Annotated in this window: 24 protein-coding genes; 5 read left to right on the top strand and 19 right to left on the bottom strand. The window is 74.4% G+C overall.

The features are described from left to right. Positions 1 to 48: 48 nt before the first annotated feature. The 7 genes from trpM to hisI form a co-directional block, all read right to left on the bottom strand. The gene (gene trpM, locus E4U92_RS37235; protein WP_137300408.1) at positions 49 to 261 is read right to left on the bottom strand and encodes a tryptophan biosynthesis modulator TrpM; all 213 of its coding nucleotides are present in this window, start codon (positions 259 to 261) and stop codon (positions 49 to 51) included. Positions 262 to 280: 19 nt separating this feature from the next. Further along, on the bottom strand, positions 281 to 1,090 hold the full coding sequence (gene trpC / locus E4U92_RS12530) for an indole-3-glycerol phosphate synthase TrpC (protein WP_137300407.1): 810 nt from the start codon (positions 1,088 to 1,090) through the stop codon (positions 281 to 283). A gap of 138 nt (positions 1,091 to 1,228) precedes the next feature. Continuing rightward, positions 1,229 to 1,666 (bottom strand): DUF2752 domain-containing protein, encoded by a 438-nt coding sequence (locus E4U92_RS12525; RefSeq protein ID WP_137300406.1) that lies wholly within the window; start codon positions 1,664 to 1,666, stop codon positions 1,229 to 1,231. Positions 1,667 to 1,747: 81 nt separating this feature from the next. Continuing rightward, entirely contained in the window at positions 1,748 to 1,999 is a 252-nt protein-coding gene (locus E4U92_RS12520; protein WP_137300405.1) for an HGxxPAAW family protein, read from the bottom strand. A gap of 179 nt (positions 2,000 to 2,178) precedes the next feature. Then, positions 2,179 to 2,826 carry a TIGR02234 family membrane protein gene (locus E4U92_RS12515; RefSeq protein WP_137300522.1) on the bottom strand — a complete coding sequence of 216 codons (648 nt, stop codon included), beginning with the start codon at positions 2,824 to 2,826 and terminating at the stop codon, positions 2,179 to 2,181. A gap of 68 nt (positions 2,827 to 2,894) precedes the next feature. After that, positions 2,895 to 4,382, bottom strand: a complete 1,488-nt coding sequence (locus E4U92_RS12510) for an anthranilate synthase component I (protein WP_137300404.1) — start codon at positions 4,380 to 4,382, stop codon at positions 2,895 to 2,897. Between the two features lie 11 nt (positions 4,383 to 4,393). Then, positions 4,394 to 4,795, bottom strand: coding sequence for a phosphoribosyl-AMP cyclohydrolase (hisI, locus tag E4U92_RS12505; protein WP_137300403.1), 402 nt, complete (start codon positions 4,793 to 4,795; stop codon positions 4,394 to 4,396). 61 nt (positions 4,796 to 4,856) lie between these two features. On the opposite strand from hisI, the gene E4U92_RS12500 reads away from it, so the two are divergent. Then, complete coding sequence (locus E4U92_RS12500; RefSeq protein WP_137300402.1) at positions 4,857 to 5,492, top strand: TIGR03085 family metal-binding protein; 636 nt, start codon at positions 4,857 to 4,859, stop codon at positions 5,490 to 5,492. A gap of 46 nt (positions 5,493 to 5,538) precedes the next feature. On the opposite strand, the gene hisF is transcribed toward E4U92_RS12500, so the two are convergent. The 8 genes from hisF to hisD are packed head-to-tail and all read right to left on the bottom strand — an operon-like array spanning position 5,539 to position 11,273. Further along, positions 5,539 to 6,294: an imidazole glycerol phosphate synthase subunit HisF gene (gene hisF / locus E4U92_RS12495; RefSeq protein ID WP_137300401.1), complete on the bottom strand. Its 756-nt coding sequence runs from the start codon at positions 6,292 to 6,294 to the stop codon at positions 5,539 to 5,541. A gap of 26 nt (positions 6,295 to 6,320) precedes the next feature. Beyond that, positions 6,321 to 6,713 carry a RidA family protein gene (locus tag E4U92_RS12490; RefSeq protein WP_137300400.1) on the bottom strand — a complete coding sequence of 131 codons (393 nt, stop codon included), beginning with the start codon at positions 6,711 to 6,713 and terminating at the stop codon, positions 6,321 to 6,323. After that, on the bottom strand, positions 6,710 to 7,429 hold the full coding sequence (gene priA, locus E4U92_RS12485) for a bifunctional 1-(5-phosphoribosyl)-5-((5-phosphoribosylamino)methylideneamino)imidazole-4-carboxamide isomerase/phosphoribosylanthranilate isomerase PriA (protein ID WP_137300521.1): 720 nt from the start codon (positions 7,427 to 7,429) through the stop codon (positions 6,710 to 6,712). The genes E4U92_RS12490 and priA overlap by 4 nt, the downstream gene beginning before the upstream one ends. 17 nt (positions 7,430 to 7,446) lie before the next feature. After that, positions 7,447 to 8,088 carry an imidazole glycerol phosphate synthase subunit HisH gene (gene hisH, locus E4U92_RS12480; RefSeq protein WP_137300399.1) on the bottom strand — a complete coding sequence of 214 codons (642 nt, stop codon included), beginning with the start codon at positions 8,086 to 8,088 and terminating at the stop codon, positions 7,447 to 7,449. Beyond that, positions 8,088 to 8,252, bottom strand: coding sequence for a hypothetical protein (locus E4U92_RS35870; protein ID WP_168218087.1), 165 nt, complete (start codon positions 8,250 to 8,252; stop codon positions 8,088 to 8,090). The genes hisH and E4U92_RS35870 overlap by 1 nt, the downstream gene beginning before the upstream one ends. Then, positions 8,249 to 8,842, bottom strand: a complete 594-nt coding sequence (gene hisB, locus E4U92_RS12475; RefSeq protein ID WP_037623339.1) for an imidazoleglycerol-phosphate dehydratase HisB — start codon at positions 8,840 to 8,842, stop codon at positions 8,249 to 8,251. The genes E4U92_RS35870 and hisB overlap by 4 nt, the downstream gene beginning before the upstream one ends. Further along, on the bottom strand, positions 8,839 to 9,951 hold the full coding sequence (locus E4U92_RS12470; RefSeq protein WP_137300398.1) for a histidinol-phosphate transaminase: 1,113 nt from the start codon (positions 9,949 to 9,951) through the stop codon (positions 8,839 to 8,841). Before E4U92_RS12470 ends, hisB begins: the two co-directional genes overlap by 4 nt. Next, positions 9,948 to 11,273: a histidinol dehydrogenase gene (hisD, locus tag E4U92_RS12465; RefSeq protein ID WP_137300397.1), complete on the bottom strand. Its 1,326-nt coding sequence runs from the start codon at positions 11,271 to 11,273 to the stop codon at positions 9,948 to 9,950. The genes E4U92_RS12470 and hisD overlap by 4 nt, the downstream gene beginning before the upstream one ends. Positions 11,274 to 11,473: 200 nt before the next feature. On the opposite strand from hisD, the gene E4U92_RS12460 reads away from it, so the two are divergent. From E4U92_RS12460 to ybaK, 4 genes are all read left to right on the top strand, one after another. Then, on the top strand, positions 11,474 to 13,051 hold the full coding sequence (locus E4U92_RS12460) for an oxidoreductase (protein ID WP_137300520.1): 1,578 nt from the start codon (positions 11,474 to 11,476) through the stop codon (positions 13,049 to 13,051). 195 nt (positions 13,052 to 13,246) lie between these two features. Next, positions 13,247 to 14,284, top strand: coding sequence for a hypothetical protein (locus E4U92_RS12455; protein ID WP_137300396.1), 1,038 nt, complete (start codon positions 13,247 to 13,249; stop codon positions 14,282 to 14,284). Positions 14,285 to 14,295: 11 nt separating this feature from the next. Beyond that, the gene (locus E4U92_RS12450; RefSeq protein WP_137300395.1) at positions 14,296 to 15,036 is read left to right on the top strand and encodes an LON peptidase substrate-binding domain-containing protein; all 741 of its coding nucleotides are present in this window, start codon (positions 14,296 to 14,298) and stop codon (positions 15,034 to 15,036) included. 14 nt (positions 15,037 to 15,050) lie between these two features. Then, positions 15,051 to 15,551, top strand: coding sequence for a Cys-tRNA(Pro) deacylase (gene ybaK / locus E4U92_RS12445; RefSeq protein WP_137300394.1), 501 nt, complete (start codon positions 15,051 to 15,053; stop codon positions 15,549 to 15,551). Between the two features lie 25 nt (positions 15,552 to 15,576). On the opposite strand, the gene E4U92_RS12440 is transcribed toward ybaK, so the two are convergent. The 4 genes from E4U92_RS12440 to E4U92_RS12425 form a co-directional block, all read right to left on the bottom strand. Continuing rightward, positions 15,577 to 16,230: a DUF2567 domain-containing protein gene (locus E4U92_RS12440; protein WP_137300393.1), complete on the bottom strand. Its 654-nt coding sequence runs from the start codon at positions 16,228 to 16,230 to the stop codon at positions 15,577 to 15,579. A 34-nt stretch (positions 16,231 to 16,264) separates the two neighbouring features. After that, a complete protein-coding gene (locus E4U92_RS12435) occupies positions 16,265 to 17,086 on the bottom strand; it encodes an ABC transporter permease (RefSeq protein ID WP_168372663.1) in 822 nt (273 codons plus the stop codon). Between the two features lie 76 nt (positions 17,087 to 17,162). Next, positions 17,163 to 18,182, bottom strand: a complete 1,020-nt coding sequence (locus tag E4U92_RS12430) for an ABC transporter ATP-binding protein (RefSeq protein WP_174863816.1) — start codon at positions 18,180 to 18,182, stop codon at positions 17,163 to 17,165. A gap of 62 nt (positions 18,183 to 18,244) precedes the next feature. Beyond that, entirely contained in the window at positions 18,245 to 19,459 is a 1,215-nt protein-coding gene (locus tag E4U92_RS12425) for an NYN domain-containing protein (protein WP_137300391.1), read from the bottom strand. Between the last annotated feature and the right edge of the window lie 105 nt (positions 19,460 to 19,564).

Here is a 19,564-nt window from a genome sequence, read left to right as displayed (position 1 = left end):
GCCGTGGGGGCAGGGGGGACCGGCCGGCGGCGAGCCCGTCAGGGCTCGTCAGCCACGCGCGGCGGCAGCCGCGGATCGATCCGGTCCCGCGCCCCTGGGGGCGCGCTGCCATCGACGCCCGTTCACCTGGCCGGGCTCGGACCCGATGACGTACCGGACACGGCGGCCGTGCACGCGGCGGGCCGGGGCGCGGCAGCCGCGTGGGCGGCAGCCGCGCGCCAGGCGCGCGTGCCGGTCCACGGTCGTCACGGTGCAAGTCATCGGGGCAAGCCTAGCGGGATCAGCCGCGCCCGTGCCGCAGTGCCGGGTGTTCGCCGGCGGCGACCAGGTCCGCCACCGCGGCCTTGGGGTCCTTGCCGGTGACCAGGGACTCGCCGACCAGGACGGCGTCCGCGCCGGCGTTGGCGTAGGCGATCAGGTCGTGCGGGCCGCGGACGCCGGACTCGGCGACCTTGACCAGGGTGTCCGGGATCTCGGGGGCCACGCGCTCGAAGGTGGCGCGGTCGACCTCGAGGGTCTTGAGGTTGCGGGCGTTGACGCCGATGATCTTGGCACCGGCGTCGACCGCGCGCTCGACCTCGTCCTCGTCGTGGACCTCGACGAGCGGGGTGAGGCCGATGGAGACGGCGCGCTCGATCAGGGACTCCAGCGCGGGCTGGTCGAGGGCGGCCACGATCAGCAGGGCGAGGTCGGCGCCGTACGCGCGGGCCTCCCAGAGCTGGTACGAGGTGACGATGAAGTCCTTGCGCAGGACCGGGATGTCCACGCGCGCGCGGACCGCCTCCAGGTCGGCGAGCGAGCCGCCGAACCGACGCTGCTCGGTGAGCACCGAGATGACGGCGGCGCCGCCCGCCTCGTAGTCCGCGGCGAGGGCCGCCGGGTCGGCGATCGCGGCCAGCGCGCCCTTGGACGGGCTGGAGCGCTTGACCTCGCAGATGACCTTCACGCCGTCGCCCTTGAGCGCGGCCACGCCGTCCTTGGCCGCGGGGGCCTTCGCCGCGCGCTCCTTGAGCTCGTCGAGGCTGACGCGCGCCTGCCGCTCCGCGAGGTCGGCCCGGACTCCGTCGATGATCTCGTCGAGCACACTCACGCGAGCGGCCCCCTTCCTGACGGTGGACGATTGCAGCGACCAGCGGGGATACCCATGGTCACTGCGATGGTATCCGGAGCGGGGGCGGGGCCCCGCATCCGGTCGCCGGGGTCCCAGTACCTGGACACCCGGTCATGATCAAGGACGCAGCCAGCCACCGAAGGGCAGGTTCCGGACAACGGTGAAGACCAGCAGGAACGCGCCCAGGGTCCACAGGTGCGCCGTCCCGAGCCGGATCCCGGCCGGCCGGCCGCGTGCGGCGCGGACCACCCAGACGGTCCACACGACGGCGAAGCCCAGGTAGGCCAGCACGGCCGCGGCGTTGTCCTGGAGGGCGCCGAGCAGGTCGCCGTGCACGAACGCGTGCGCGCTGCGCAGCCCGCCGCAGCCGGGGCAGTACAGGCCCGTGGCGGCGTAGAGCGGGCACAGCGGGTAGTGGCCCGGGGCGTTCGGGTCGACCGCGCCGACGTAGGCGAAGGCCCCGGCGACGGCGGCGAGGACCCCGGCGGGCACGGCGAGCCGCGCCGTGCGGGGGTCCGTGGTCACGCTGTGCTGGTCTGCTTCCACGCCTCGCATTGTGCCGCGCACCGGCCGGTACGCGCGCGGGCGGCGGCCGGTGGGGTCACCGGCCGCCGCCCGGACAGGCGTGCGGGGAACTCAGCCCTCGGCGCCGGCCGGCTCGCGGGTCGCCGACACCTGGTGCACCGGGTGCTGCTCCTTCGGCTGGCCGAGGCCCATGGCGCGCATGATCGCGCCGACCACACCACCGAGCAGCACGATCGCCATGCCGGCCCAGAAACCGGCCGGCTGGGCAGCCACCATGAACGTGCCCGCGACGCAGAAACCGATGAAGGCGATGATGACACCGGTCCACGCGGCCGGGGTGTGACCGTGGCTGCTGCCCGCCATGACTTGCTCCTCGTTGCTGTGACGTGTCGAACGTGCCGAACGTGTCGTGCGCGCTGTGTCCTACGGGGTTCGTCCGGACCCGTGCCGGACACCCCCGCCCATTGTCCCGCACGACCGGGCGCGGAATGAGCGGGGGTGGCATCCCGACGGCGTCTGATGCGCCACACCCGGGCCTGCGCTCAGGCGGGGTCGGCGCCCGTGGGGTCCTCGCCGCGGTCCAACGCCTTCCACATGTCCTCGGGGCGGTCGGGGTCGACCGGGGCCACGCGCCGGGGGCGGGGGGCACCGCCGCGCTCGTAGCGGCCGGACATGCCCGGCCACAGGCGGCCGTAGCGCAGGGCGAGCAGGCCGGCCAGCAGGATCAGCAGGCCGCCGGCGGCCGCCACGTACGGCCACGCGGTGTGGCTGAAGGAGGCGACCGTGGCGGAGGTGTCCCCGGATGCCTGGGCGGCCTGCTCGTCGAGCGCGCCGGAGTCGGAGGCGCCGACCAGGGCGGCGACGACGATGCCGAGGCCGGACAGGGCGAGCAGCGCGGAGACCGCGAGGCGGCCGGCCCGGCGGACGGCGAACACGGCGACCAGCGCGGCGAGGCCCACTATGGCCAGCGCGGCGGGGACGCCGGTCACGTCGCTGCCCCGGGCGGTCAGCGGGAAGGACCCGCCGGCCACCGTGGCGGTGCCCTCCGACCAGCGCTGCCGGGTGGCGAGGAGCGCCACGGCCGCGCCGAGCGCTCCGCTCAGCAGGGCGACGGCGAGGCTCCGGCGGCCGGCCCGCGCGGGGCCGTCGGCTTCGGTTCGGGGGTGCGGTACGGCAGTCACGTGCTCCAGTGTCGCCCGAACCCCGGGCGAACGGTCACCCGGGGTTGCGTGAGACGCGCCCCATCGCGCGCGGGGGTCTACGCGCGCAGGCGGTTCGCCGTGTGCACCGCCCGCAGGACCGCGGCCGCCTTGTTGCGGCACTCCTGGTCCTCGGCGACCGGGTCGGAGTCGGCGACCACGCCCGCGCCCGCCTGCACGTAGGCGGTGCCGTCGCGCAGCAGGGCGGTGCGGATGGCGATGGCGGTGTCGGAGTCGCCGGCGAAGTCGAGGTAGCCGACGCAGCCGCCGTACAGGCCGCGCCGGGAGGGTTCGAGCTCGTCGATGATCTGCATCGCGCGGGGCTTGGGGGCGCCGGAGAGGGTGCCCGCCGGGAAGCAGGCGGTGAGCACGTCGAAGGCGGTGCGGCCCGCGGAGACGGTGCCGGTGACCGTGGAGACGATGTGCATCACGTGGGAGTACCGCTCGACGGACATGAAGTCCACGACCTCCACCGAGCCGGGCTCGCAGACCCGGCCGAGGTCGTTGCGGCCGAGGTCGACCAGCATGAGGTGCTCGGCGCGCTCCTTGGGGTCGGCGAGCAGCTCCTCGGCGAGCGCCTGGTCCTCCTGCGGTGTCGCCCCGCGGTGCCGGGTGCCGGCGATGGGGTGGACCATGGCCCGCCCGTCCTCGACCTTGACCAGGGCCTCGGGGGACGAGCCGACGACGTCGAACCCGTCGAAGCGGAACAGGTACATGTACGGCGAAGGGTTGGTGGCCCGCAGGACCCGGTAGACGTCCAGGGCACTCGCCGTGCACGGGGTCTCGAACCGCTGCGAGGGCACGACCTGGAAGGCCTCGCCCGCGCGGATGCGCTCCTTGACGTCCTCCACGGCCCGCTGGAAGTCGGGGCCGCCCCAGCGCGCGGTGTACTCGGGCAGCTCGGAGGGCGGCAGGACGGCGGGCGGCTGGGGGACGGCGCGCGAGAGGTCCGCCTGCATGGCGTCCAGACGTGCCACCGCGTCGGCGTACGCCTCGTCCACGCCCGTGTCGAGGTCGTTGTGGTTGATCGCGTTGGCGATCAGCAGGACCGAGCCCTCCCAGTGGTCCATCACGGCGAGGTCGCTGGTGAGGAGCATGGTCAGCTCGGGCAGCCGCAGGTCGTCGCGCTCGCCGGGGCCGATCTTCTCCAGGCGGCGGACGACGTCGTAGCCCAGGTAGCCGACCAGGCCGCCGGTGAAGGGCGGCAGGCCCTCCTGGTGGGGGGTGTGCAGGGCCTGGAGGGTGGCGCGCAGGGCGGCGAGCGGGTCGCCGTCGGTGGGGACGCCGACCGGCGGGGTGCCGAGCCAGGCGGCCTGGCCGTCGCGGGAGGTGAGCGTCGCGGCGGAGCGCACGCCCACGAAGGAGTACCGAGACCACAGATACGCAGTGCGGCCGTTCTCGGCGGACTCCAGCAGGAAGGTGCCGGGGCGCTCGGCGGCGAGCTTGCGGTACAGGGCGACCGGGGTGTCGCCGTCGGCGAGGAGCTTGCGGGTGACCGGGATCACGCGCCGGTCGGCGGCCAGCTTGCGGAACGTCTCGAGGTCCATGACGGCCGACCCTACTGACCGCGGGCCGCGGCGCCGGAACCGGCGTCCGCGAGCAGCACATCGGTGTCGAAGCAGGTGCGCGCGCCGGTGTGGCAGGCCGCGCCGACCTGGTCGACCCTGACGAGGACGGTGTCGGCGTCGCAGTCGAGGGCGACGGACTTCACCCACTGGACGTGCCCGGAGGTGTCGCCCTTGACCCAGTACTCCTGGCGGCTGCGAGACCAGTAGGTGCAGCGGCCGGTGGTGAGGGTGCGGTGCAGCGCCTCGTCGTCCATCCAGCCCAGCATCAGCACCTCACCGGTGTCGTACTGCTGGGCGATGGCGGGCAGGAGGCCGTCGGGGCTGCGCTTGAGGCGCGCCGCGATCCGCGGGTCGAGGTCGCTGGGCCGGTCGGTGCTGGTCATGGGTGCCATTGTGCCGCGCGCAGGTGACAACACCGGTGCCGCGTCCGCGGGGTGGTCGTAGGCTGGCCCCATGTCGACCTTCGCCAAGCGTGAACGGCTCCTGCTCGCCGACCTCTTGGAAACCGCCGGTCCCGAGGCCCCGACGCTGTGCGAGGGCTGGCTCACCCGTGACCTGGCCGCGCACGTGGTGGTGCGGGAGCGGCGCCCGGACGCCGCCGGGGGCATCCTGATCAAGCAGCTCGCCTCCCGCCTCGACCGGGTGATGGAGGAGTTCGCGGCCAAGCCGTACGAGGAGCTGATCCAGCTCATCCGCACCGGCCCGCCGCGCTTCTCACCCTTCCAGCTCAAGCAGATCGACGAGGCGTCGAACATCATCGAGTTCTACGTCCACACCGAGGACGTACGCCGGGCCCAGCCGGACTGGACGCCGCGCCCGCTGGACCCGGTGTTCCAGGACGCCCTGTGGACCCGGCTGGAGCGCACGGCCCGGCTGACGGGCCGCGGCGCGGCCACCGGCCTGGTGCTGCGCCGCCCGGACGGCCGCACGGCGGTCGCCAACCGCGGCACGCCCGTGGTGACGGCGACGGGCGAGCCGTCCGAGCTGCTGCTGTTCCTGTACGGACGGCTGAGCGCCGCCACGGTGGACCTGGAGGGCGAGGAGAACGCCATCGAGCAGCTCCGGACGGGCAAGCAGCTCGGGATCTGACCCGCCCGGCCGCCCTCTCCCCCGGTCAGGTCCGGGGCGGAGGCGGTCAGCGCACGGGGTGGCCGGCCGCGCCGAGGGCCTGCTTGACCTCGCCGATGCGCAGGTCGCCGAAGTGGAACACGGACGCGGCGAGCACCGCGTCGGCGCCCGCGGCGACCGCCGGGGCGAAGTCCGCGAGCCGGCCGGCGCCGCCGGAGGCGATCACCGGGACCGTGACGTGCTTGCGGACGGCCGCGATCATCTCCAGGTCGTAGCCGTCCTTGGTGCCGTCGGCGTCCATCGAGTTCAGCAGGATCTCGCCGGCGCCCAGCTCGGCCGCCCGGTGCGCCCACTCGACGGCGTCGATGCCGGTGCCCCGGCGGCCGCCGTGGGTGGTCACCTCGAAGGTGCCGTCCTGTGTGCGGCGGGCGTCCACCGACAGCACCAGCACCTGGCTGCCGAACCGCTCGGCGATCTCTCGGATCAGCTCCGGCCGCGCGATGGCGGCCGTGTTGACGCCCACCTTGTCCGCGCCGGCCCGCAGCAGCTTGTCGACGTCCTCCGCGCTGCGCACGCCGCCGCCGACGGTCAGCGGGATGAACACCTGCTCGGCGGTGCGGCGCACCACGTCGTAGGTGGTCTCGCGGTTGCCCGACGAGGCGGTGATGTCCAGGAACGTCAGCTCGTCGGCGCCCTCGGCGTCGTAGACCTTCGCCATCTCGACGGGGTCTCCCGCGTCGCGCAGGTTCTGGAAGTTGACGCCCTTGACGACCCGGCCGTTGTCCACGTCCAGGCAGGGGATGACTCGGACCGCCAGGGTCATGAATCCACGGCTCCTCAACCGGCCTTTCAGCCTCTGAATGCTTCGAGTTCCACTTCGACCAGGATGCGCGGGTCCACGAAACCCTCCACGACCACCAGGGTCGAGGCCGGGCGCACCCGGTCGAACAGCTCCTTGTGGGCCCGGCCCACCTCGTCCACGTCGCGCGCGTGCGAGAGGTACATCCGGGTCCTGACCACCGACTCCGGGCCCAGCCCGAACCCGGCGATCGCCTCCAGCGCGCCGGTGAACGCGGCCTTCGCCTGCTCGTACGGGTCGCCCTCCCCGTGCAGCACACTGCCCCGGAAGGCCGTGGTGCCCGCCACCAGCACACGGTCGCCGGCCGCGACGGCGCGGGCGAAACCGAAGGACTCCTCCCAGGGACTTCCGCTCTGCACGCGCCGTACGGCTTCCGACGTCATGACGACACAGCCTCCAGGGCCTCTTCCAGGGTGAACGCCTTCGCGTACAGCGCCTTCCCGACGATGGCGCCCTCGACACCGAGCGGGACCAGGCCGGCCAGGGCGCGCAGGTCGTCCAGGGACGACACGCCGCCGGAGGCCACGACGGGGCGGTCGGTCGCCGCGCAGACGTTCCTCAGCAGCTCCAGGTTGGGGCCCTGGAGCGTGCCGTCCTTGGCGATGTCGGTGACGACGTAGCGGGCGCAGCCCTCCTTGTCGAGGCGCTCCAGCGTCTCGTAGAGGTCGCCGCCGTCGCGGGTCCAGCCGCGGCCGCGCAGGGTGGTGCCGCGCACGTCGAGGCCGACGGCGATCTTGTCGCCGTGCCGGGCGATGACCTCGGCGACCCACTCGGGGGTCTCCAGGGCGGCCGTGCCGAGGTTGACACGGGTGCAGCCGGTGGCCAGGGCGGCGGCGAGGGTGTCGTCGTCGCGGATGCCGCCGGACAGCTCGACCTTGATGTCCATGGCGCGGGCGACCTCGGCGATCAGCTCGCGGTTGTCGCCGGTGCCGAACGCGGCGTCCAGGTCGACCAGGTGCAGCCACTCGGCGCCCGAGCGCTGCCAGGCGAGGGCGGCCTCCAGCGGGGAGCCGTAGGAGGTCTCCGTGCCGGACTCGCCGTGGACGAGGCGGACGGCCTGGCCGTCGCGGACGTCGACGGCGGGGAGGAGTTCGAGCACGTGTGCGGACGAGGCGGTCACAGGGTTCCGATCCAGTTGGTGAGGAGCTGGGCTCCGGCGTCGCCGGACTTCTCGGGGTGGAACTGCGTGGCCCACAGGGCGCCGTTCTCCACGGCGGCCACGAACGGCTCGCCGTGCGTCGACCAGGTCACCCGGGGTGCCGTCAGGAGCGGGTTGTGCGTCTCCAGGCTCCAGTCGTGCACGGCGTAGGAGTGCACGAAGTAGAAGCGGGCGTCCGCGTCCAGGCCGGCGAACAGCTCGGAGCCGGCCGGGGCGTCCACGGTGTTCCAGCCCATGTGGGGCACGACGTCGGCCTTCAGCGGTCCGACGGTGCCGGGCCACTCGGCGAGGCCCTCCGTCTCCACGCCGTGCTCGATCCCGCGCGCGAACAGGATCTGCATGCCGACGCAGATGCCCATGACGGGCCGCCCGCCGGACAGCCGGCGGTCCACGATCCAGTCGCCCCGCGCCTCCTTCAGGCCCTGCATGCAGGCGGCGAACGCGCCGACGCCCGGCACCAGCAGGCCGTCGGCGTTCATCGCCCGGTCGAAGTCGCGGGTGATCTCGACGTCGGCCCCGGTGCGCGCGAGGGCGCGCTCGGCGGAGCGGACGTTGCCGAAGCCGTAGTCGAAGACGACGACCTTCTTCGGCGTGCTCATCAGTTCCACACCTCCAGCCGCATGACGCCGGCCAGCAGGCACATCCCGGCACCGATGGAGAGCAGCACGATCAGGCTGCGCGGCATGTCCTGCTTCACGAACGAGTAGATGCCGCCGGCCAGGAACAGCCCGACGACGATGAGGAGGGTCGACAGCCCGTTCACAGCGCGCCCTTCGTGGAGGGGAGGATGCCCGCCGCGCGCGGATCGCGTTCGCTCGCGTAGCGCAGGGCGCGGGCGAGGGCCTTGAACTGGCACTCCACGATGTGGTGCGCGTTGCGCCCGTAGGGCACGTGGACGTGCAGGGCGATCTGGGCCTGGGCCACGAAGGACTCCAGGATGTGCCGGGTCATGGTGGTGTCGTACTCGCCGATCATCGGCGCCATGTTCTCGGGCTCGGTGTGCACGAGGTAGGGGCGGCCGGACAGGTCGACGGTGACCTGGGCGAGCGACTCGTCCAGCGGGACCGTGCAGTTGCCGAAGCGGTAGATGCCCACCTTGTCGCCGAGGGCCTGCTTGAAGGCGGCGCCCAGCGCGAGGGCGGTGTCCTCGATGGTGTGGTGCGAGTCGATGTGCAGGTCGCCCTCGGTCTTCACGGTGAGGTCGAACAGGCCGTGCCGGCCGAGCTGGTCGAGCATGTGGTCGTAGAAGCCGACCCCGGTCGCCACGTCGACCTTGCCGCTGCCGTCGAGGTCGATCTCGACGAGCACCGACGTCTCCTTGGTGACCCGCTCCACGCGTCCCACGCGGTTCATGCGCTCTGCTCCTTCTTCAGTTCACGGACCGCGTCGAGGAACGCGTCGTTCTCCTGCGGGGTGCCGGCGGTGACCCTCAGCCAGCCGGGGACGCCGTTGTCCCGGACGAGGACGCCCCGGTCGAGGATCCGCTGCCAGGCGGCGTGCGCGTCGGCGAAGCGGCCGAACTGGACGAAGTTGGCGTCGGAGGCGGTCACCTCGTAGCCGATCGCCCGCAGTTCGGCCACCAGCCGGTCCCGCTCGGCCTTGAGCTGCTCGACGTAGCCGAGCAGCGTGTCGGTGTGCTCCAGCGCGGCCAGCGCCGTCGCCTGGGTGACGGCCGACAGGTGGTACGGCAGCCGCACCAGTTGGACGGCGTCCACGACGGCCGGGTGCGCGGCGAGGTAGCCGAGGCGCAGGCCGGCCGCGCCGAACGCCTTCGACATGGTCCGCGAGATCACCAGGTGCGGGCGGCCCTCGAGCAGCGGCAGCAGCGAGGCGCCGTGGCTGAACTCGATGTACGCCTCGTCCACGATGACCACCGACGGCTTCGCGGCCTGCGCCGCCTCGTACAGCGCCGTCACGGTCTCCGGCGGGACGGCCGTGCCGGTGGGGTTGTTGGGGGTGGTGACGAAGACGACGTCCGGCCGGTGCTCGGCGATCGCCGCCCGCGCGGCGGCGACGTCGATGGTGAAGTCCTCGCCGCGCGGCCCGGAGATCCAGCCGGTGCCGGTGCCGCGCGCGATGAGCGCGTGCATCGAGTACGACGGCTCGAAGCCGATCGCCGTGCGTCCCGGTCCGCCGAAGGTCTGCAGGAGCTGCTGGATGACCTCGTTGGAGCCGTTGGCCGCCCAGACGTTGCCGAGGCCCACCGCGTGGCCCGAGGTACGGGTCAGGTACCCGGCGAGCCGGGTGCGCAGCTCGACGGCGTCGCGGTCCGGGTAGCGGTTGAGGTGGCGGGCCGCCTCGCGCACCCGCTCCGCGATCCGCTCGACCAGCGGTTCGGGCAGCGGGTAGGGGTTCTCGTTGGTGTTCAGCCGTACGGGCACGTCCAGCTGGGGCGCTCCGTAGGGGGACTTGCCGCGCAGCTCGTCCCGTACGGGGAGATCGTCGATCCTCACGTCGCTCACTTGCTCTCGGGCACCTTCCAGCCGAACCTCGCCTTGATCGCGGCGCCGTGCGCGGGCAGGTCCTCCGCCTCCGCCAGCGTGACCACGTGGTGCGCGACGTCGGCGAGCGCGTCCTTCGTGTAGTCGACGACGTGGATGCCGCGCAGGAAGGACTGCACGGACAGGCCCGAGGAGTGGCAGGCGCAGCCGCCGGTGGGCAGGACGTGGTTGGACCCGGCGGCGTAGTCGCCGAGGGACACCGGCGCCCAGGGGCCGACGAAGATCGCGCCCGCGTTGCGCACGCGGTCGGCGACGGCGGCGGCGTCGGCGGTCTGGATCTCCAGGTGCTCGGCGCCGTAGGCGTCGACCACCCTGAGGCCCTCGTCGACGCCGTCGACCAGGACGATCGCGGACTGCCGGCCCGTCAGGGCGGGCACGATCCGGTCGTCGACGTGCCGGGTGGCCGCGACCTGCGGCTCCAGCTCCTTCTCGACCGCGTCGGCGAGCTCCACGGAGTCGGTGACCAGGACGGCGGCGGCCAGCGGGTCGTGCTCGGCCTGGCTGATCAGGTCGGAGGCGACGTGCACCGGGTCGGCGGTGGCGTCGGCGAGGACCGCGATCTCGGTCGGGCCGGCCTCGGCGTCGATGCCGATGCGGCCGGTGAAGTAGCGCTTGGCGGCGGCGACCCAGATGTTGCCCGGTCCGGTGACCATGGTGGCGGGCGGGCAGGACTCGGTGCCGTAGGCGAACATCGCGACGGCGGTCGCGCCGCCGGCCGCGTAGACCTCGTCGACGCCGAGCAGCGCGCACGCGGCGAGGATCGTCGGGTGCGGCAGCCCGCCGAACTCGGCCTGGGCGGGCGAGGCCAGCGCGATCGACGGTACGCCGGCCTCCTGGGCCGGGACGACGTTCATCACCACGGACGACGGGTACACCGACCGGCCGCCGGGGGCGTACAGCCCGACGCGCTCGACCGGCACCCACTTCTCGGTCACCGTGCCGCCGGGCACGACCTGGGTGGTGTGGTCGGTGCGGCGCTGGGCGCGGTGCACGAGGCGGGCGCGGCGGATCGACTCCTCCAGGGCCGCGCGCACGGCCGGGTCGAGCTCGTCCAGGGCGCGGGCGAGGGCTGCGGCCGGGACCCGGACCTGGTCGAGGCGGACGCCGTCGAACTTCTCGGCGAAGTCGATCAGCGCCGCGTCGCCCCGATGATGCACGGCCTCGCAGATCGGACGCACCTTCTCCAGGGCGGCCGAGACGTCGAAGTCGGCTCGGGGCAGCAGGTCGCGCAGGGCGGGTCCCTCGGGGAGGGCGTCGCCGCGCAGATCGATTCGGGAGATCACGGTCCCAATTCTCTCAGACCCCGCCCGCGTGCCGTCCGCGCGTATCAATGGCTGATACAGAACGTCCACCGGCCCCGAGCCGGGTAGTCGGTAACGTTCCGTAAATCTCCCTCACGCTCGGTGGTTATCTCGTCACACAGCGGGCATGAACAGATGTGCGAGGAGCGGGATGTGGCGCGCGGGACGGAGGTGGCGGCGTGGTGGACGAGGGGACCCGCCCGCGCGCGGGGGACCTGCCGGACGACCTGAGCGCCGCCGAGGCCGGGATGTGGCAGGCCTTCCGCAACGGCAGCGTGTACGACCTGAGCAGCGGGGACGCGCTGGTCGACGACCCGCACGGCGGGCACCCGTGGGGCCCGGAGCGCACCGTGCGGGCCCGGATCGTGGCCTGGCTGCTGCTGGACGGCCCGCCGCCGCTGACCGGGCGGGTGGCCTCGCTGAAGCTGGCCGGGGTGCGGCTGAGCGGCTCGCTGGACCTGTCGGGCGGCACGGTGGTGCCGTACGTGGAGATGCGGCGCTGCCGGTTCGAGCGGGACGTGCTGCTGCCGGAGGCCCGGCTGACCACGGTGCGGCTGGAGGACTGCGCGGTGCCGCGGCTGGAGGCGGCCCGGGTGCACACCGAGGGCGACCTGCACCTGCCGCGCTGCCGGTTCCTGCGCGGGGTCCGGCTGACCGACGCGCACATCGGCACCGACCTGATGCTGAACCAGGCCGTCGTGCACCCGGACCGCACCGGCCGCTCGATCGCCGGCGACGGCCTGAGCGTCGGCCAGGACCTCCAGGCCGAGCTGCTGGAGTCCTACGGCGAGCTCAGCCTGCGCAGCGCCAAGGTGGGGGTCTCGCTGAGCCTGCGGGGGGCGCGGCTGGTCAACCCGGACGCCCGGCTAGCGCTGAACGCGCCCCAGCTCACCGTGGAGCGCACGCTGTACCTGACCCCGGCCGGGCTCGGCGGGGGCGTGCCGAGCGGGGCGACCCCCGCGCGGGGCACGCGCGTCCGGCGGTTCGAGTGCCGGGGCGGGGCCCGGCTGGACGACGGCCGGTTCGGGGACGCGGTCGACTTCCAGGACGCCCGCTTCACGCTCACCGACGACCAGGAGATATCCCTGCGCCGGGTGCAGACGCCCGAGCTGCGCTTCCTCGGGGAGCGGCCGGCGCGGGGGCGGGTCGTGCTGTCGGGGGCGCGGGTGGTCAACCTGATGGACCGGGCCGCCGCGTGGCCCGGCCCGGGCAGCCTGCAGATGAGCGGCTTCACCTACGAGAACCTGGTGCCGCGGGGCCCGTTCCCGCTGGCCGAGCGGCTGCGCTGGGTGTCGGCGGCGACCGCCGAGTACCAGCCGGAGCCGTACGAGCGGCTGGCCGCGGTGCTGCGGGCGAGCGGCGAGGACGAGGGCGCGCGCGAGGTGCTGCTCGCCAAGCAGCGCCACCGCCGCGCGAGCCTGCCGCCGGCCGCCAGGCTGTGGGGGTACGCCCAGGACTGGACGGTCGCCTACGGGTACCGGCCCGGCCGGGCCGCCCTGTGGCTGGCGGTGCTGTGGGCGGCGGGTTCGCTGGCCTTCGCGCAGGCCGCGCACCGCCCGGTCGACGCGGGCCGCCACCCGCAGTGGGACCCGGCCCTGTACGCGCTCGACCTGCTGCTGCCGGTGATCGACTTCGGGCAGAGCGGCCAGTGGCAGCTGCGCGGCGGCTGGCAGTGGCTGTCGGTGGCCCTGGTGCTGCTCGGCTGGGTGCTGGCCACGGCGGTGGCGGCGGGCGCGACCCGGCTGCTGCGGCGGGGCTGACCGAGGGCCGGTCGGGGGCTGGCGGTTCGGATGGTGCCCGTGATCCGAATGGTGCTCTTGCTCGGAAGGGGGAACTCCTGTTCTTGTTGAACTCTCAGCTTTTACCTCTCCTTGACTTCCGGACGTACAACTTTCGCCGGCTTGACCGTTCCCTCTGGCGCACCCGCGACCTGCGGCTTTTCAATGGACGTCACCATGGCTCTGCTGCCCCCGTTCATCCGAGGCTCCCGGACGCCCGCGTCCCGGGGCGCCCGGACCGTCGCCCCGCACACCGCCGCCGGCCTCCCCGCCGACGACGAGGTGCTGCTCGACGCGCCCGACGACCGGCTGGGCCCGGCACTGGTCGCCGCCGGGCGGGACGAGTACGACGCCGCCGCCGAGCTGCTGGCCGGCACGCGCGTGCGGGGCGAGTGGGAGCACCGCGACGGCTACGTCGTACGGCTGGCGTCCTTCGCGCACGCCCGGCCGGACTGGTTCGAGCGGTGGCGCGCCGACGCGCCGCGCGATCCGGACGTGCTGCTGGTCGCCGCCCAGCTCGCCGTGCACCGCGCCTGGCGCTCCCCCGCCCGCACCGAGCTGCTGCGCGAGGTGAGCCCGCTGGTCACCGCGGCGGCGCAGGCGCACGTGCCCGACCCGGTGCCGTGGCGGATCGCGCTGGACCACGCGCGCGGGGCCCGCGCCGGGCACAAGTACTTCAGCGAGCTGTGGGAGGCGGCGGTGCGCCGCTCCCCGCACCACTACGGCTGCCACGTCGCCGCGCTGCGCTACCTCGCCGCGTCCTGGCACGGCGCGACCCGCGAGTGCTTCGACTTCGCCGACCGGGCCGCGCAGGACGCGCCCGAGGACTCCCTGGTCCAGGCGCTTCCGCTGCAGGCGGCGTTCGCGTACCTCACGGACGGCTGCGGTCCCGACGTGGCGCGCGAGCGGCTCGACGCGGCGGCCGACCGGGCGCTCGCGCTGTCCGCCCGCCTGCCGGTGTCCGACCCCTGGCCGGCCGAGATCCGCAACGTCCTGGCCTACGTGCTCAAGCGCCTGCGCCGGCTGGACGAGGCCCTGGACCAGCTCCGCGTGCTGGGCCCGTACGCCACCTCGTTCCCCTGGGACCAGCTCTCCGACGACCCGCTCGGCCACTTCCTCGCGGTGCGCGACCGCATCCGGCGGGGCGCGCCCGCGGCGCCCGAGTGGGCCGCCCGTGGGGACCACGGCGGACGCGGGCCCTGCGAAGACCATTAGGCTCTGGGTTCGTGACCACCGTCCGTCTGCCGCTCTTCCCCCTGAACTCGGTGCTGTTCCCGGGGTTGGTGCTTCCGTTGAACGTCTTCGAGGAGCGCTACCGCGCCATGATGCGCGAGTTGCTGAAGACCCCCGAGGAGGAACCGCGCCGGTTCGCCGTCGTGGCGATCCGCGACGGCCACGAGGTCGCGCCCAGCGAACCGGGGATGCCCGACCTCACGGCCCTGCCGCAGCGCGGCCCGTCGGCGGGGTTCGGCACCGACCCGCTGAAGGCGTTCCACGGTGTGGGCTGCGTGGCCGACGCGGCGACGATCCGCGAGCGCGCCGACGGCTCCTTCGAGGTCCTGGCCACGGGCACGACCCGGGTCAGGCTGCTGTCGCTGGACACCTCCGGTCCGTTCCTCACGGCCGAGCTGGAGGAGCTGACGGAGGAGCCGGGCGACGAGGCGGGCCCGCTGGCCGAGGGGGTGCTGCGGGCGTTCCGCCAGTACCAGAAGCGCCTGGCCGGCGCCCGGGAACGCTCCCTGTCGACCGGCACGGAGCTGCCCGACGAGCCCGCGGTCGTCTCCTACCTGGTGGCGGCGGCGATGCTGCTCGACACCCCCACCAAGCAGCGCCTGCTCCAGTCCCCCGACACCGCGTCCCGCCTGCGCGACGAGCTGAAACTCCTTCGCGCGGAGACGGCCATCCTCCGTAGTCTGCCGTCCCTGCCGGCGTCGGACCTGACGCGCGGCCCGACGAGTCTGAACTGAGGCACGAGCGACCCGTGGCGAAGAAGTCGAGGAAGCAGCAGGCGGGCGGGACGCCCGCGACGGTGGCGCTGACGGCGGCGGGGGTGGACTTCACGGTCCACGCCTACGACCACGACCCGAACCACCCGTCCTACGGCGAGGAGGCGGCCGAGGCGATGGGCGTCTCCCCCGAGCGCGTCTTCAAGACCCTCGTCGCGGACGTCGACGGCGCGCTGACCGTGGCGGTGGTCCCGGTGGCCGGCCAGCTCGACCTCAAGGCGCTGGCGGCGGCGGTGGGCGGCAAGAAGGCGGCGATGGCCGACCCGGCCCTCGCCGAGCGCACCACGGGCTACGTGCGGGGCGGCATCTCCCCGCTGGGGCAGCGCAAGAAGCTGCCCACGGTCCTGGACGCCTCCGCGGGCGGCCATGCCACGATCTGCGTCTCGGCGGGCCGGCGCGGCCTGGAGGTCGAGCTCTCCCCCGCGGACCTCGCGGCCCTGACGGGGGCGACGCTGGCCCCGATCGGGCGCCCGTAGTCCTCCGGCGCGGGCCCGGCCCGGCTCAGCCCGCCGGCGGCGTCCCGTACAGCTCGGGGTCGCGGGGGCCGAACAGCGCCGTCTGGCCCAGGTGGACGACCATCGCGGCCATGGACCACGCGAGCAGCGCCCCGTGGGCGCCGAGCTTCAGCGGCGCGGAGAAGGTCACGCCCTTGCCCACGCTCTTCGCGTGCGTCAGCACGTCGTCGGTGGGCCCGAGCCACAGCCCGATCCGCCACGCGATCAGCGAGGCGAACAGCCCGCCCAGGGCGAGGGCCACCACCAGCGGCACGCCCCCGCGGCGCCGCCACAGGAACACCGCCGCCGCGGTCACCGCGCCGAACGCGAGCCCCAGCAGCGTGAACGTTCCGTCGGCGCCGACGGCCTGCTCGCCCTCGGTGTCCTTGAGGTAGACGACCCAGCCGCCGTCCACGACGTCCCCGACCAGCGGCACCCGCGGCGCGAGCCAGACCCACAGCAGCCCGAGGAGCACCCCGAGGACGGTCACGAGCACCGTCACGACGGCGGCGTCCCGCAGCTCGGTCAGCAGCCCGGGTCCCTGCGGGCCGCCGTCGTGCGGCGCCGGGGCCGCGTAGCCGTACGGACCCGACGGGGGCGGCCACGCGCCCTGCGAGGAGGGATCGTGCGGCGGCGGGGGCGGAGTCAGTGGAGCGGTCACCCTGCCATCGTGCCAGGCCCGCCTGTGCGGCGCGTCACCGGACGGCGGCCCGGCGGTACGCCCAGGTCGCCACGGCCAGCGAGACCACGCCCACCGCGGCGCACACGGCGAGGTCCACCCCGACGTACGCCCAGTCGGGCCCCTTGCCGAACGTGCGCGCGAGTGCCTCCACGCCGTACGTCGACGGCAGCAGGTCGCGCAGGAAGCGCACCGGCTCCGGCATCCGGTCGGGGGGCAGCACGCCCAGCAGCAGCGCCGCCGACATGCCGAGCTGGCCGAGCAGGGTGGCCAGCTCCGGCCGGGGCGCGAGCAGCCCGCAGGCGGCGCCGAGTCCGGCCAGCGCGGCGCCGGCGAGCGGGATCACCGCCGCCAGCACCCACAGGTGGGTCACCGGCAGCCCGAACAGCGCGCACCCGAACACCGCGGTCACCACGGTCCCCGGCACGGTGAAGGAGGCGTACGCGCCCGCCGCGCCCAGCACCACGGCGGCCGGCGGCACGGGCAGCGTGGCGTAGTGGTCGAGACCGCCGCTCGCCCGCAGTTGCCCGAAGTACTGCGCGAGCAGGTTGAGCGCGACGAACGCCACCACCAGCACGGCCGACCCGGCGACGACGGACTCGGCCTCGCGGCCGCCCTCCACCACCCCGCGCATCATGACCAGGATGCCGACGGACTGGAAGGTCGCCACGAACAGCAGCGGGATGCGCGCGACCCGCGCACGCGAGAGCTGCGCCCGGTACACGGCCACCAGTGACGGCCACAGCCGGGCGCGCGGCCCGAGCTCGGCCGGGCGCCGGACCGGCTCGTCCACGGCCGGCGCGCCGCCCGACAGGACCTCGGCAGGTACCACACTCACCTGGCGCTGCTCCCTTTCCCTACCGCTCTCCAGGACCATACGCACCGCACCCCCGGTCGGCTCACCCGTGCCGCGCTCATGTCCGCACCAGCCCCTGGCGGGCCGCCCCGCCCAGCGCGAGGTAGACGTCCTCCAGGCTCGGTGTGGCCAGGGTGAAGTCGTCCAGGGCGGCGAAGGCGGCGCCACCGGTGACGGTGGCGACGACCGCGCGGGCCTCCTCGGGGGCCAGCCGGAGCGTCCAGCGGCGTCCGGACTCCGCGGCGCGCTCGCGGAGTCCGGCGACCTCGGGCACGTCCAGCGGGGCCCGCTCGCGCCACACCAGCTCCACCCGCACCTCGCCGGCGACCTGCTCCTTGAGGCCGGCCGGGGTGTCGCAGGCGATGATCCGGCCCTGGTCGAGGACGGCGACCCGGTCGAGGACGGTCTCGGCCTCGATGACGTTGTGGGTGACCAGCAGCACCGTCGTGCCGTGCTCGGCGCGCCGCCGGTCGACGGCCGACCACACGGCCCGCCGGGCCACCGGGTCCATGCCCGTGGTCGGCTCGTCGAGGACCAGCAGGGGCCGCTCGCCCACCAGCGCGGCGGCGAAGCAGGCCAGCCGCCGCTGGCCGCCGGAGAGCTTCTTCAGCGGGCGTCCGGCGATCGCGGTGAGCCCCAGCTCGTCCAGCACCGCGTCCCGCTCGGAGCGCGCCCGCCGCACGTCGAGCCCGCGCAGCCGGCCGGTGGTCTCGGCGGCCAGGGACACGGTCAGCTCATCCAGGGCGGTGGACTCCTGCCCCAGGTAGGCGAGGATCCGCGCGGCCCGCTCCGGGTGCCGCACGATGTCGTGCCCGAGGATCTCCACGCTGCCGGTGTCCGGCCGCATCAGGCCGGTGAGCTGGCGGACGAGGGTGGACTTGCCGGCCCCGTTCGGACCGAGCAGCCCGAAGATCTCACCGCGCCGGATGTCCAGCCGTACGTCGTCGATGGCCCGCACCTCGGGGGTGGCCGGGGTGCCGCGCCGGCCGCGCACCGCGGGGTAGGTCTTGGTCAGCCCGCGCACGGCACACACGACCTCGTCCCTGGGCCGGACCGCCGGTGCCACGCGCGTACTCACAAGGGACGAGCCTACGGGGTCGGCAAGCTCTGCTCGCCTTCGGGGCGGCCCGGGGATGCGCCTCAGTCGCCGGCCGTGGCGTGCTCGGCGGCGGTGCGCACGTCGATCTCGCGCCAGAAGCCGGCCCGGATCGCGTACCGGTCGTGCTCGTCGATCTGGTCGTCCTTGTGCGCGAGCAGGCCGAAGCGGGCCGCGTAGCGCAGCAGCTCGCCGTCGACGCGGTGCGGGATGCGCGGGTACATGCCCGACAGCCGCTGCAGGTGGCCCTGGTCGCCGAGCCGGGCCATCCAGCGCCGTGCGAACACCTGTCCCACCTCGTACGGGTCACCGCCGACGGTGGTGATGTCCTCCTCGCGGTCGGCCCAGCGCTGCTCGGCGGTGGTGAGCTGGGCCAGCGTCGGCATCGCGGCCGCCTCGGGCGGCTCCGGGGCGCTGCCGGGCCGCTCCACCCAGCCCTTGTCGGAGGACCAGCGCAGGGTCGCGTTCGCCGGGTGGTGCGGGCTCTGCGCCCCGGCGCGCAGCTCGGCGAGGTCCTTGGGGGTGGGGACGCCCTTGGCGGCGGCCACCCGTTCCTGGGCGGCGTCGGCCGCCCTGGCGGCGGTGTGCTCCGGCTCGTCGGGGGGCCGCTCGGCGGCCGGGGCGAGCGGCGGGGCGTCGGGCAGGGGCGCGGAGAGGATCGCGGCGATCTCGGGCCGGGGCACGGGCGGCGGCGCGCACGCCCCGCCGAACTCCTTGGCGCGGACCGCCTTGGTGATCCACGTGCGGTCCAGGACGCGCCGTTCGTCGGCCTCGGCGACCAGGTCCTCGGACTGGTTGTAGTCGCCGTCGGCGGCCTGGACGGCCCACAGGTGGACGGCGACGCCGTGCTCCTTGGCGGCCATCATGCCGGGCAGCAGGTCGCCGTCGCCGGTGACGAGCACGACGTCGGAGCAGGCGCGGTTGCGGGCCAGCTCGGTCAGCTCGGCGTGCATGGCCGCGTCGACGCCCTTCTGGGCCCAGCGGCCGTCGCTGCGGGTGAGCGCGCCCAGCCGCACGGTGACCCGCGGCATCACGCGCAGCCGGCGGTGCTCGGGCTGCGGGACGCGGTCGGGGGCGCCGTCGAACCAGTAGATCCGCAGCAGCGGCCGTTCCGTGTCGGACTCGGCCTGGTCCCGCAGGCCCTGGACGAGGGCGGAGTGGTCGACGGTGATCCGGGACCGGGAGGGCTCCCCGGCGAGGAGGCTGGCGGCGGCTCCCAGCAGATACCCGGCGTCCACCAGGACGACGCAGCGGTCCACGCGACTCACCCTCTTCCCGGGAGGTTTGCTTCGGGCTTGCTTCGAGTCTGCCCGACCACGCGGAGGTTAACGGCTCGCAACTCGATCTTCGGCGTGGCGTTTCGG

This window comes from Streptomyces galbus, from assembly GCF_005280195.1.
Classification (GTDB): domain Bacteria; phylum Actinomycetota; class Actinomycetes; order Streptomycetales; family Streptomycetaceae; genus Streptomyces; species Streptomyces galbus.
Note: the sequence above shows the minus strand (reverse complement) of the source record. Positions and strands in the feature narration are given on the sequence as shown.